At 42.0% G+C, this 13,578-nt stretch carries 12 protein-coding genes; 8 read left to right on the forward strand and 4 right to left on the reverse strand.

Going from position 1 to position 13,578, the window contains the following annotated elements; genetic code table 11:
• Positions 1-23: 23 nt before the first annotated feature.
• Positions 24-443, reverse strand: a complete 420-nt coding sequence (locus IB67_RS07670; RefSeq protein ID WP_072760807.1) for a hypothetical protein — start codon at positions 441-443, stop codon at positions 24-26.
• Positions 444-562: 119 nt separating this feature from the next.
• Between IB67_RS07670 and IB67_RS07675 the strand changes: the two genes are divergently transcribed.
• The 5 genes from IB67_RS07675 to IB67_RS07695 all read left to right on the forward strand — a co-directional run bounded on the left by IB67_RS07675 (position 563) and on the right by IB67_RS07695 (position 5,285).
• On the forward strand, positions 563-1,354 hold the full coding sequence (locus IB67_RS07675) for a GGDEF domain-containing protein (protein WP_072760806.1): 792 nt from the start codon (positions 563-565) through the stop codon (positions 1,352-1,354).
• A 322-nt stretch (positions 1,355-1,676) separates the two neighbouring features.
• Positions 1,677-2,549 carry an HD domain-containing protein gene (locus IB67_RS07680; protein ID WP_245789676.1) on the forward strand — a complete coding sequence of 291 codons (873 nt, stop codon included), beginning with the start codon at positions 1,677-1,679 and terminating at the stop codon, positions 2,547-2,549.
• A gap of 39 nt (positions 2,550-2,588) precedes the next feature.
• Entirely contained in the window at positions 2,589-3,233 is a 645-nt protein-coding gene (gene minC / locus IB67_RS07685) for a septum site-determining protein MinC (protein WP_072760802.1), read from the forward strand.
• Positions 3,226-4,290: a M20/M25/M40 family metallo-hydrolase gene (locus IB67_RS07690; protein ID WP_084634436.1), complete on the forward strand. Its 1,065-nt coding sequence runs from the start codon at positions 3,226-3,228 to the stop codon at positions 4,288-4,290. The genes minC and IB67_RS07690 overlap by 8 nt, the downstream gene beginning before the upstream one ends.
• Positions 4,284-5,285: a M42 family metallopeptidase gene (locus tag IB67_RS07695; RefSeq protein ID WP_339745382.1), complete on the forward strand. Its 1,002-nt coding sequence runs from the start codon at positions 4,284-4,286 to the stop codon at positions 5,283-5,285. Before IB67_RS07690 ends, IB67_RS07695 begins: the two co-directional genes overlap by 7 nt.
• A 61-nt stretch (positions 5,286-5,346) precedes the next feature.
• Here the strand turns inward: IB67_RS07695 and IB67_RS07700 are convergent, their stop codons facing one another.
• On the reverse strand, positions 5,347-6,225 hold the full coding sequence (locus IB67_RS07700) for a carbohydrate kinase family protein (RefSeq protein ID WP_339745379.1): 879 nt from the start codon (positions 6,223-6,225) through the stop codon (positions 5,347-5,349).
• Positions 6,222-6,971 (reverse strand): tetratricopeptide repeat protein, encoded by a 750-nt coding sequence (locus tag IB67_RS07705; protein WP_339745376.1) that lies wholly within the window; start codon positions 6,969-6,971, stop codon positions 6,222-6,224. Before IB67_RS07705 ends, IB67_RS07700 begins: the two co-directional genes overlap by 4 nt.
• Positions 6,972-7,072: 101 nt before the next feature.
• On the opposite strand from IB67_RS07705, the gene fmt reads away from it, so the two are divergent.
• The 3 genes from fmt to IB67_RS07720 all read left to right on the forward strand — a co-directional run bounded on the left by fmt (position 7,073) and on the right by IB67_RS07720 (position 13,004).
• Positions 7,073-8,053, forward strand: coding sequence for a methionyl-tRNA formyltransferase (gene fmt, locus IB67_RS07710; protein WP_339745373.1), 981 nt, complete (start codon positions 7,073-7,075; stop codon positions 8,051-8,053).
• 150 nt (positions 8,054-8,203) lie between these two features.
• Positions 8,204-10,882 carry an Ig-like domain-containing protein gene (locus tag IB67_RS07715; RefSeq protein ID WP_339745370.1) on the forward strand — a complete coding sequence of 893 codons (2,679 nt, stop codon included), beginning with the start codon at positions 8,204-8,206 and terminating at the stop codon, positions 10,880-10,882.
• Between the two features lie 16 nt (positions 10,883-10,898).
• A complete protein-coding gene (locus IB67_RS07720) occupies positions 10,899-13,004 on the forward strand; it encodes a S8 family serine peptidase (protein ID WP_339745368.1) in 2,106 nt (701 codons plus the stop codon).
• A gap of 141 nt (positions 13,005-13,145) precedes the next feature.
• Here the strand turns inward: IB67_RS07720 and IB67_RS07725 are convergent, their stop codons facing one another.
• Complete coding sequence (locus IB67_RS07725) at positions 13,146-13,520, reverse strand: hypothetical protein (RefSeq protein ID WP_339745365.1); 375 nt, start codon at positions 13,518-13,520, stop codon at positions 13,146-13,148.
• Positions 13,521-13,578: the final 58 nt, after the last annotated feature.

Consider the following 13,578-nt stretch of genomic DNA (forward strand, 5'->3'; position numbering starts at 1 on the left):
CTTATCACCCCATTTTTAGTACTTCAGTACTGCACGTACTGATAAACAGTAAAACTCTTCGCTTTTCCGGGAGCTGTTTCTATTTGGAACGTATGTTTTACGAAGAGTTGACCAACTGTTATGGAATTAATCTGTACGATTCTTGGATAGCCTATTGGATTGTTCTTATAAAACGCATTGTTAATCTGGTTTATATCAATTCCCGATTGTACCGAACCTGATGATGTTTGTGGAGAAAGACCGAGGACATAAACATATCGAGCTATAAAATTTTCAAACTCAGTAACCTTTTGAAAGTTCTGAAGGACCGCGAGTGACTGAATTGCCGAAGACAACCCCGTCGCTATTATCATGAAAACTATACTGATCAGCAATAGAGAAACAACAGCCTCTGTGAGCGAGAAGCCATCTCTGTATATTGTGACTGACGCATTGTGTCTCATGGGCAATCCCTCCTAAAAGTTTCTCTAATTTCATTATATCACTATCACTAAATAATTAGACTCATTTAGGCGATAATCTGTTTAGAAAGGATAAGAAGTGAAAAATTTGAGGTGATAGAATGAGAATTGTTGAAAGCCTTGGCATTAAAGAACCATCAGAAGCGTCTCTCTTAACATTGTCTATAATCGATTTTATTAACACCTTAGACGAATGGGAATTCGTCGACAAGTTATCTAAGGCAATTTTTTTTCATACTAATCTTTCTGGTGTGCGCGTAATGACGAAAAATTGCATAAAAATAATAGGAAAGGCGAGAGGTGAACAGCTGAATTTCGATTCGGAAAATATAAAGATCCACGTTTACTACGATACCGAAAATCGCCAAGATTTATCGTTTGTGAATTCTATATCTGTAATAGCGGAGCTCCACCTAAGAAATATCTATAAACACACTGAAATCACAAAGCTGGCTTTTTACGACGAGCTCACCGGTGCGTTTACAAGAACTGCAGGAATGCGGTTCCTGGAAAGTGCCTGCGAAAGTGTAAAGAGGTCTGGAAGAAAAGCGTACCTTACATTCATAGACATCGATAACTTGAAAACATTCAACGATACTTACGGGCATAAAGCAGGCGATGAGATACTTAGAGAATTTGCTCAAGCTTGTTTAAGCAATATGAGAAGAAACGATTTGCTCGTCAGATACGGCGGGGATGAATTCTTGCTCTTCATCGATTCTGATAGGCCTGATGCTTTAATTGATAGGATAATTCATTCTTCACCAGTTACATTCTCTTTTGGAATAATTGATATCGACAGCAGAAATTTAGATGAACTTATAAGACGTGTAGATGAAAAAATGTATGAGATGAAATATCAAAGAAAAGAGAAAGCTTCAAAGCAAGCGTGAGTAAAGAATTCAATTTATCAAATCATTGGTTAGCATAGCGAAATAGTTCCAACTGAGAATATATGAAACGTTCCCTTTCCCTAAAATGCTATGGTATAATCAAATAGGGGTGGTGTTCTTGGGAAAGGGAACGTTTCTTTTTTCTTTGACAAACCTTTTTACAATACAGCGCTGGAACAACAGGCCTGCCTTGATAAGGTTCACAGAGGCAGATAATTCTTTTAATACCTTTTTTCTTTCTTTCATTTTTCATTCCTTAGAGCAACAGAGCGATTGGTCACAAAACATAGAGAACAGCCTACGTTGGCGTCTTTCGAGGGAATTGCCTAAGATCGTGCTATCCGACGTCTCGTTGCAACTGAAAGAGCGCATCGAACGATTTGCACCGGATGTATGGAATAAGGTTAAATTAAAGGCCATCGATGAGCTGAAAAATGTCGCAGACGAGCAGACGGTGAATATTTTAATAAATGTTGATAGTTACAGTAGATTAGACAAACTTGCGGATCTCTACATAAGCTACCTTGAAGCTCGCGAAAACGGAAAATTGTACGACTTCAGCCAACCGCTGAGAGAATTGAGCGAAAAAATAGATGAAATATCACAATTCTTTCCAAAAGAACGGATAGAAAAGTACTGGCAGATTGCTCAATATGTTTGGTCACCACTGCTCAACCTCACTTCGATGGTGCGATGGAACAGAACGCACAGAAACGTTCGTACCAGCGTCAGCGGTCATTCCTTTATCGTTGTGACAATTTCGTATTTATTGAGCAAACTTTTGGAATTTGATAAAACAACTGAGGTTATTGTACGGAGCATACTTCACGATTTACCAGAAGCGTTCACCGGAGATGTGATTACTCCTACTAAAAAGAAAGTCCAAGGCTTAGATGAACTTGTGGCGCTCGTTGAAAGGGAGATGCTCGTTGAGTGGATATCTGAAAACCCAAATCTTGAGTTCGTGAAGAATTTTGTAGACTTTGCAGTTGAACCTTTCGAAAAAGATGCTGGTAGAATAGTCAGAACAGCGGACTATTTGGCAGCACTGCTTGAATGCGCAGTTGAAATACATTCTGGAAACAGGCTTGAGGTTTTTAGGGAGAATTTCTTCAACTTCAAAAAAGCTATCAAAGAGATTTCTCCGCTCGACGTTTCATCTTGGATTGATGAAATTGAGACGATCGTTTTCTGAATTTATTGGGGAAGAACTTAGATAACGGAGGATATGAATATGGTGGACTTCAAAATGACTAAGGATGGCCTGGTTTTGTACATAAGAGATTACACGGACATTGTCGATGTTCTCCAGAAAATTGAAGACAAAATCAAATCGATGGGAAATTTCTTTGCACAGGGCGATAAAATTATGCTTTTGGTGGAAGAGCACGAGAAGCACATATCAGACATACCCAGGATCGTTTCTCGCGTTCAGGAACTTGGCCTCACGATTTCGCACGTGCTTATGGGTTCTGAAGGAAAAGATGACGTCATTGTGAGAAAGAAAGTCGACATGGTCAATCAAGGCGATACGAAATCTGGAACAAAACTTGTGAAGAAGAACCTAAGGAGTGGGCAGAGCATAATACATTCTGGGGATGTAATACTCATTGGTAATTTACATGCCGGCGCGGAAATTGTTGCTGGTGGTAGCGTAGTCATTTTCGGAAGGTGTCAAGGTACTGTAAGGGCTGGGATAAGCGAAGGAAGAGAGGCTGTTGTTGTCGCTCTGACTTTTGAAGCACCTTTTGTGCAACTTGCGGATTTGAAGGGAACATTCTCCGAAAAGTACGACTACCCAGTTGTGCTGTACGCGAAATCTGGAAGGATAGAGATAGCTAAGTACGATAAAAAGATTGGAGGGATAGAGATTGGGTAATAAAGAACTGAACACAAAAGAACTGCTTTTAAAATTGTCATCTATTTCGGGACCGTCTGGCTATGAGGACGAGGTTCTGAAAGAAATTGAGCAGATAATGAAACCGTACTGTGATGAATCGTTCAGAACGCCCATGGGCAGTCTTGTTTGCGTGAAAAATGGAACTGGACCAAGCATCGGCTTTTTTGCACACGCTGATCAAATTGCGTTTGTTGTCACAAAGATCTACGAAGAAGGTTTTCTAAGACTATCTGGTGTTGGTGGATGGGATCCGAAGGCAGTAGTTAGCCAAAAGGTGTGGGTACACACGAAGAATGGTAAGCTGAGGGGTGTTGTAGGATTCATGCCACCGCATCTGCAAACCACGGAAGAATCAAAGAAAGTCCCAGACTACGATCATCTGTTTGTCGACGTTACGATGAATCCAAATTGGAAAGACATATCGATTGGAGATTTGGTAACGATAGAAGCTGAAGGATTTGATAAAAACGGAACGCTCTTCGCACCAGCACTTGACAACAGGGCAAGTTGCGTAGCTATAATCAAAGCGGCTGAATTACTGAGCAAAATGAAGACAGATGCGAAAGTCTATTACATATTCTCTACACAGGAAGAAATCGGTGGACCTGGGGCAAGGAGTGGCGCTTACATCTCGGAGATAGAATACGGCGTAGTTATCGATGTGACACACGGCGACGAAGACATTCCAGGTTATCCGAAGATTAAGATGGGCGAAGGACCGGCGATTGCAGTTGGACCTGTCACAAACAAGAAATTTGTCGAGCATGTAAAGAAAGTTGCCGGGAAATACAACATAAAGACCCAGATTGAAGCTATTGCAGGCAGGTCAGGAACTGACACCGACGAAGTCCAGCTCACAAGAATTGGAGTCAAAACGGCATTGGTTTCAATCCCTCTGAGATACATGCACAATCCATACGAAAAGCTCGTGATTAAAGATGTAGAAGACACTGCAAAACTCCTTGCATTCACAGCAACGGAGTTAGCGGAAGTTCAGGAAACAACAGACCAGCCAAAGGAGGAGAAAACATGCTGAAATACCTCAAAGAACTAACGGAGATAAAAGGACCTTCCGGAAATGAGGATGGAGTAAGGGAGTTCATAATGTCCAAAATTAAGGATAAAGTCGATGAATTCTTTGTCGACAGAATGGGTAATTTGATAGCTTTGAAGAAAGGAAGCAAAGGAGGTAAGAAAATCCTCCTCGATGCGCACATGGACGAAGTCGGTTTCATGGTGACGAACATTAACGAGGATGGAACTCTGTCGTTTGCGCCAGTTGGTGGTGTAGATACGAGAGTGATTATAGGCAAGAAAGTTCAAGTTGGTAAAGACGTAATCGGCGTAATCGGTTATAAGGCAATTCACCTTCAAAAAGATGGCTATCTGACAACACCTAAATACAGCGAACTCAAGATAGACATCGGCGCTAAGTCGAAGGCTGAGGTAGAGAAAGTTGTCCAGATTGGCGATTACGTGGCGTTCACGACACAATACGAAGAGAGTGGAGATTTCATCATAGCAAAGGCACTCGACGACAGGTGTGGGTGCAGTGTGCTTATGGATTTAATCGATGAGGGGATAGAAACGAAGAACGATGTATACTTTGCGTTCACAGTTCAAGAAGAAACAGGCTTGAGGGGACCTGCGATCATCGCAGAACAGCTGAAAGTAGACCTTGCGATAGCCGTTGAGACGACAACGAGTGGCGATGACCCAGAACTTGAAAAACAGCTCTGGTCAACGCACCTTGGTGATGGACCTGCGATAACGTTCATGCACAGTGGATATGTTGTCCACCAAGAGGTATTCGAAAAACTCGTATCGATTGCAAGAAAAGAAGGTATACCGTTCCAGTACAAAATGCGAACTGTTGGTGGAACGAACGCAAGAAGATACGCAACAACAGGAATACCCGCAGGAGTTGTCTCAGTGCCTGCAAGATACATCCACAGCCCTGTTTCGATGATTCACAAGAAAGATTACGAAAATACACTTAAGCTGCTGAAAAAATTTATATCTGAAGAATAATCTTCAAGTATATAAACAGAAAGGGCAGGTAAAAACCTGCCCTTTCACTTTTCAAAAATCCTTAAAATTTACATTCATGCACTTCTTTGAGAATTGGAAATGCCTCTGTCGTCCCCTTCCGAGTACATGTTATCGCTCCGCACTTGTTCGCAAATCTTAAAATATATTCTTCTGAGAAATTGTTTAGAATACCGTATATACACCCGGCACTGAACGAATCACCTGCGCCTGTTGTGTCGACAACATTGACTTTGTACGCATCAGCAAAGACTTTTTTCATCTCGCTTGCGTACAGACTTCCCCTACCCCCAATTTTAACAAAAATGTTTCTAATGCCGAGCGAAAGAAGACTGTTTATCGCATCGTCTACGGCTTGCCTATTGGTGACTCGCAAAGCCTCTTCTTCATTGAGTGAAACAAATTCTACACCTTCTAAAATCTCTGGTGGTAAAGGTTCTGTGTATTCTACAAAAACTTTTCTTTTTAACCTTTTCAGATAAACTAACAACTCAGGACCAAGACCAGATTGATAAAAAATAATCTCGGAACTTAACAAATCGGCTTCATAAATCTGCAAATCCTCGACAGTCAATAAAGCATTTGCACCGAGATAATTAAACATCGTGTTGTTTCCGTATCTATCAACAACTATGAAGGTGAAACCTGTTTTTGTACCAGATTTTCTTGATACGAGGGGAGAAACGCCGTAATCTCTGAGTTTCGATAACACAAAATCTCCGAATTCGTCATCGCCAATAGCACTAACTAAATTTGTCTGAATACCGAGCTTTCTCAAAGCGACTGAAACATTAGCAGCCTTCCCGCCGAGCGAGAAGGCTGTGCTGTCTGATACGTGATTATTATTTATCTTTATTTCATCAACAGAATAGAATATATCAACATTAACCTTACCTACGCAGCTAACGGTTAAGGGATTCATTTCAGCTTTTCCAACTCTTTCGTCGCATCTTTTACAGCTTCTTCACGAGTCTTAACAAGCCATGGGTGTGGCTGCATTGATATGACTTTTTGGAACATTTCTTTCGCTTTCGCCTTATCGCCAGTTTTTAGGTATAGATAACCGAGTTCGAGGTATATATTTGAGTAATTTGGCGTTAGCTTCAACGCTGTGTTCAACAATTCTTCGGACTTCTTGTAGTTATACAGTGGCCACGGAACGTCTCTGTATCTCATACCAGAAGCTATGTATGCAAATGTTTTGTAGAGCTTCTGCTCCTCATCATTCTCATTCAAAAGTTTAATCGCATTGTCTATGAATCTGTCGAAATCTCCGAGCATGAACAGACTCTGGATGATGCCCTTGTACTGTGCAAGGCGTCCAATAGAAGCGCCGGCTATGTATGATGCTCGACCGTTTTTTGAATCGAGCTTTAAAGCCATCTCGGCGTAAGCTCTGGCTTTTTCGTATGTCTTTTCCTTTTGCTTTTCGTCAACGCCCCAAAGACCGTATTCAAGATACGCATCGGCGAGGATTGTCAGAAGCCTTGAATCTTTGTCGTACCCGGACGTACCTTCGATAGTTTTGATAACCGACTGAATCTTCTCCACATCTCTGTCCCTTCTTCCTTCGTAGAACAACTTGTTCAATTGCTCAGAATCAGCAGCAAAGCTCAGCGTAGAAATAAGTATCAAAAGCGAAAGAAGTAAAACAATGTACTTTCTCATATCCTACCCCTCCTTGGAAAGATTTGGTACAATTATTCTACCACAGATGTTATAATTTTCTTCCGAGATGATTATTGTCAGAAATCAAAGGAGGTACAGCGATGGATAATTCAAGAAACGGCAAGGATTTACGAATCCTATTCCTCGGAACACCGGAATTTGCGGCACTTCACCTCGAATTTCTTCTAAAAAATGGGCACAACGTTGTGGCGGTCATATCCCAAGCTGACAAGCCAAGAGGCAGAGGACAGAAACTGCTACCTACGCCTGTCAAAGAGGTTGCTTTGAGATACAACATACCGGTATTTCAGCCCAAGAACTTGACGAAAGAAGGCGTTGAGATAATTAACGAGTATAAGCCCGACATAGGTATCGTTGTTGCCTATGGAAGGCTTTTGAAAAAGCCGTTTTTAGATGCCATACCCTTTTACAACATCCATACCTCACTGCTTCCTAAATATAGGGGTGCGGCGCCTATGCAAAGATGCTTGGAAAATGGTGAAAAATTGACAGGAGTCACTATCTTCAAAATCTCGGAAGGAATGGACGACGGAGATATAGCGCTCCAGAAAGCTTTTGAGGTAGGGGAGTGCGAAACATTAGGCGAACTTTACGAAAAGATGACGATTAATGGAACTAAACTTCTTGACGAGTTCTTGAAAAACTATCCTGTACAGCTCACGCCTCAAGACCACTCTCAGGCAACTTATGCACCTAAGATAGAAAAGGAAGATTTATACGTTGACTTTTCAAAGAGCGCAGGGCAGGTGAGAAACAAAATCAGGTCATATGATCCAGTGCCTGGTGCGAAGACAGTAATAAATGGTGTAGAAGTCAAATTGTACGGTGCTTGCGAGGTAGAGGAAAGTGTAGAAAGGTGGGAGATTGGAGAAATAATAGAAATATCGAGAGAATGTGGCGGATTGATAAAGTGTGGTGAGAACGCCTTGTGGGTGAAGTACATTCAGTTCCCGGGCAAATCGAAAATCACGTTTGCGGATGGAAAAAATGGTGGTATGATTAAGGAAGGAATGTTGTTTCAAAGAACTGTGAAATTTTCAGAAGGTGGCAGAAATGAGTAACTTAATGTTATAATTCTTGTTGGGATTGACGTACATTTAAAGATATTCAGCTTTATACTCTTGACTATGAAAAGAAAAATTTGGTATAATTTTTTGATGTAAACGTAACACGGGGGGTAATGCCACATCTCACATAGAGGGGGGATTAAGGTGAAGAAGGCAGTATTTTTAACCACGGCTGTTCTATTTGTGTTTGTTTTCTTGCTTACAGCATGTACACCTCCGAACAAGTTACCTACCTGGACGAAGGCAGTCTACACGGTAGCTGCAACTGTTTCTGAACAGCTTGTTTTCAACTTAGCTGACAAAGTGTCAGACGAAGATGACAACACACTTACGATCGAGATTGTCGACGATGCGCGCGGTGCGAAGATTGAAGACATGAAATTCAAGTGGACACCGACCAGCAGTGGAACGTTTGAATTTACGCTAAAGGCAAAGGATTCGAAAGGCGGAGAGGCAACAGCAGGTTTGGTTGTAGTTGTTGGCGAAAAGCCGAACAAGGCACCAGTTTGGAATTTACCAACAGATGCTGTTCAGGTCCAAAAAGGCCAGTTGTTCCAGTACAGTTTGGCTGATAAGGTATCAGATCCTGATGAAGATCCAGTAACGATCGAGATAGTGGGCGATACTCGCGGAGCAATAATTGATGAGGCAAATAAATTTGTATGGACTCCAGCAAATACTGGTGTATATACATTTACACTGAAAGCAAAAGACGACAGAGGTGGCGAAGCAATTGGAACATTGGTTTTGAATGTCACTGACTCACCAAATAACGCACCCGTTTGGAACCTGCCAACTGATGCTGTCCAGGTCCAAAAAGGACAATTGTTACAGTATAATTTGGCCGACAAAGTCTCTGATCCAGACGGAGATGAAGTTACGATAGCTGTTGTCGGTGGTCCTTCAGGATATGAGCTGGTCGGTAACGTATTGAAGTGGAATACAACCGCCTTTTCTGAAAATCTTTATGAATTCGTGCTTAAGGCAACGGATGCAAGAGGAGCTTCGGCGTTCGGTGTACTAAAAGTGAGTATTACACCAGCACCCGTAACCAATAACCCACCAAGGGTTTTACCAGTACCAGATAAGATAGTTAAAGTTGGCGAACAAATTGTTATTGAACTCTCAAATTATGTCTCAGACCCAGATGGTGATGCTTTGACATTGACACTTAAGTCTGGACCAGGATACCTAATTGGCACTAAATACTACTGGTTCCCAAAGAACAAGCTTAGCACACTGACAACAGTTAGTATCGATGTTACAGATAGCAAAGGTGCAACCAAGACATTGAGTTTCAAGGTAAGTGCACCATACGATGGAAATTCGAATCTCACAATATATGTCACGGATTATAAATCGGGATCCGCAACGCAGGGCGCAACAGTCCAATTGAAACAAGGTAACACTGTTGTAACTCAACAAACAGACGCAAGTGGAAAAGTGGTCTTTACAAACATAGTACTTTCATCCTCGACAGATTTTGACGTTGTGATTTCAAAGAATGGCTATGCAAAGACATACATTGAAGGTATAAGATTGCAGCATAATCAAACCACAAAATTCGAGACCCAGCTTAGAATTGCAAGGCTTGGTCCAACAACAAATGACAAACCATTTGAGCTTGAGTTGGAAATGTACGATTCAAGCGGGAATCCACTTATGCCTGATTCAAACGTAATTACAAATAGCATCAATGTATTAGGAGCTGCTACTTCAACAGAATATACATTCAACCTATGGTACGTAAAAGTTGGTGGAGTTCCTGGAGCAGGAACGTTTGCAGCACCACGTGCAATTGGGTATGGTGGACAAATTATGACTTCGCAATCTGTAAGAGAATTCGAAGGAATGACACCAGTATTCATAGATGTTTACGACCAAAACGACAACCGATACGAGAAAATAGTATATCTAACTGTTATTAGAACACCATCTGTTATTGTTAGTCCATACGTGGTTCAAAAATATACAGCAGCTGTGCCAAGTAGCTACAATATCATCGCTTATACAAGAGCTCAAGGAATTGAATACTACAAGAAGGGCACTAATCCAACTGCTGCACCAAAAGGAACAAACCTTTACATAGAAGTTAGGTGGAGACCTTGGTACTCGGCTTCAGGTACATCTGCGCCAAAAGCGTACAAAGTTTACAGATCGTTTGACGGCGTTAGCTTTGAGCCAATTGCAACTCTACCTTCAACGTCTTACTTCTATCGCGATTATTCGGCAGAGCTTGAACCAGACAGGAAGGTCTGGTACGCTGTCTCCTCGGTGTACGATGGCTATGAAGGACCATACACGATTATTGGTGACGTCATTCCACTACGTCTGGTTGATGTTACCTACAACGGACCTGTAAATGGTTCAACGAATGTTTCAAGGAATCCGACGTTTAGCTGGACTTTCAGCGAAATTACTTCACCTGAAGGTCCAATCTCTTATCTCTACGATATCTGGCTATATGATGTGGTTGTAAATGACTACGGTTACTATTCTCTCGGTTATGTCAGTGGAGGAAGTGCTTACTACTGGACGTTTGCTTCCACAACAAGAACGATAAATATAAAATTCAGTGATTATGCCTATGGAAAAGTTACTAACACATACTGGGTAGATTTTGCTGCAGCTGCACCGTATCCATATGACAAACTTCAAGCTAACAAAGTTTACGAGTGGGGTAACGAGCTCCTTGCTGCAAGAGTCATAGATGCGGCAGATAGGAGTATTGCTTACTCGATCAGAGTTGATGACGCAAACAAAATTGGTGCTGGAGCCATTCCGTCTGAGATTTACCACAGATTCGTGACTGGCACAAACTGAGAAGGGGGGGATAGCGATGAAGAAGATGCTTGTTATTGTTTCGTTGGTAATAGCGCTCCTTGTGTTTTTCTCTTGTACTTCTAGCAAAACATTCGAGCCGAGGGTGAAGACGTTTGAACTTCCTACAAGAACAGTAAAATCGACAGGGTTCAATATAATCTTTGGAGAACTTAAAGATGGGGAGTACACTGAAGGTAAAATTCTCGTCGGATACAACGACAGAACAGAAGTTAACAAGATCGTCAAGGCACTCAACGGTAAAATTGTTCTGGAGATACCGGAAATAAAGGTCGTTTCAATAAAATTCAGCGGAACGGTAAAGAGTGCGTACGAGAAAATTAGAAAACTCAACCTCACAGGCATCCGCTACGTGGAGCCGAGCTACAAGAGAAAACTCATCGAACCGACAGTAGTGAAACCAAATCCAGAGCTTTTCAAAAATGGCGGTAAAGGCTTGATGAATCATAGCGCTTATGGCGAAGAACTTTCCAACGAGCTCTGGGGACTTGGAGCGCTTGGAGTTACCGAAGAACTTTGGGATGAAGCTTCTGGAACTGATATAGTTGTCGCAGTTGTTGATACTGGTGTAGACGGAACCCACCCAGACCTTCAAGGACAAGTGACCAAAGGATACAGGCCAGCGTTTGATGAAGAACTTCCAGCAGGTACAGATTCATCCTACGGTGGTGCACACGGTACACATGTTGCAGGTACGATTGCAGCAAAGAAAGATGGAAAAGGAATTATTGGTGTAGCCCCAAATGCGAAGATAATGCCGATAGTGATATTCGATGATCCAGCACTTGTTGGTGGAAATGGATATGTAGGCGATGACTTTGTTGCAGCAGGTATTGTTTGGGCAGTTGAAAATGGTGCAAAGGTTATGAACCACTCATGGGGCGGCTGGGGTTACAGTCATACGATGAAGGAAGCATTTGACTATGCCCTTGAACACAACGTAGTAATGGTAGTGTCGGCTGGAAACAACACATCAGATTCTCACCATCAATATCCGGCAGGTTATCCTGGCGTTATCCAGGTTGCTGCACTTTCCTACAGTGGTGGAGCATACGGGGTTGCAGGGTTCTCAAGCAGAAGCGACGGTGTATCGGTTGGTGCGCCCGGCGTTATGATTCTTTCGACCGTTCCCGGTGAAAATAGTTTAGGTTACGAAGGCCATAATCCAAACGTGCGAGCAACAAACGGTGGAACTTACGATTACTACCAAGGTACATCAATGGCAGCCCCACATGTAACAGGTGCAGTAGCTGTCTTGTTGCAGAAGTTCCCGAATGCAAAACCGTGGCAAATCAGAAGAATACTTGAAACAACAGCATATGACTTCAATGGCAACGGTTGGGATCACGATACAGGATACGGACTTGTGAAATTGAATTCAGCATTGCAAAATTCATTGCCAAACGCGGGTGGGGTAGACGAATTTCAGGTTGTCGTAAAGGATGCTTACGGCGAATACGGTATACCAACAGTATTTGTTCAGCTGATGAGAAGTAATGGTTCATGCTACTATGCAAAGACAGGTTTAGATGGCATTGCAAGATTCCCACATATCGACGAAGGAACTTACAAAGTCATTGTTGGTGGACCAGACCATATGGACAGAGCTCTTGCTGGTTACCCAGAGAGTGTAATAGGTGGATATACAGTTTCTTGGAGAATGGAAGAGGAACGACAATGGTCCAACAACTCATATACAATTAGCGCAGCTGCAACAATGATTGAAATTCCATTCTCTTCGGAATTTAAAGCTGAATTTGGTACTGATTTGAAAGGATTAAAGGATCCGAGAATAGTGATAGTTGATCCAATGGTTACAGGCGTTTATGAAGATTTCTCTTACTTGCCATACGCAACAGGAACGATTTACAACTTCTCAGGACTGTCAGGACAGTGTGTAATTGGAATTCAGACGCTTCTTCCATCGACTAAGGATGTTACAATTCAGGGAACAGTTACGCTTAACGGTCATGAAATACCAGTTTCGGGTATACTGAAGAAAGGTACGAGCTGGACCATTGTTGATGATTATGGCGGACTGAATTTTGGAACTGACGAGCAGCCACTTTACTTGTGGTGGACAGTCTTCGGAAAGGCTAACTAATAGCTAACATACTAGAATTCAGCCCCGCGTCTGTTACAGACGCGGGGTTTTTTATCTAAAAAACCCCCACACCAAAACGGCGTGGGGGATAATGAATTGTTCAATTACTCACAGGTATGGGGAGGGTGGGAACTATTTTTGTCATTTCTTGGCATTGTTTCCTATCCTGAAGTAGTTCAAATTTTCGTCGTGTTCTATCTTTTTGTATCTGTGCTGGGCTGTTTCGTACATGCGGTTTATTATCGCTTTCAAGTCGCTTTGGAAACCTATTTCTTCAACTATTTTCGCAAGTTCACCTGTAAATTCGTATTTTAATTCCTTTTCGTCGAATTTTATCTCATGCACAAGTGACGCAGGTACGTCGGGATTGATTTTTTTGAGCAGTCTTATAATATATTCTGCAAAGACTTCTCTTACGTCGCTCTTCCTTTTTGCCTCGGCAAGCTTTTCTCTGTATTCAGTCTCAAGTTCGTGCTCGTGCTTAACGAAACTCAACATCTTTTCCCTGCTCTCCATATCCTTCCCCCCTAAGAGAAAGAGTTTTGGAAATTAGAAGCTGCCAAAAACTTCCAAA

Source organism: Fervidobacterium riparium, assembly GCF_025370035.1.
Taxonomy (GTDB): Bacteria; Thermotogota; Thermotogae; order Thermotogales; family Fervidobacteriaceae; genus Fervidobacterium; species Fervidobacterium gondwanense.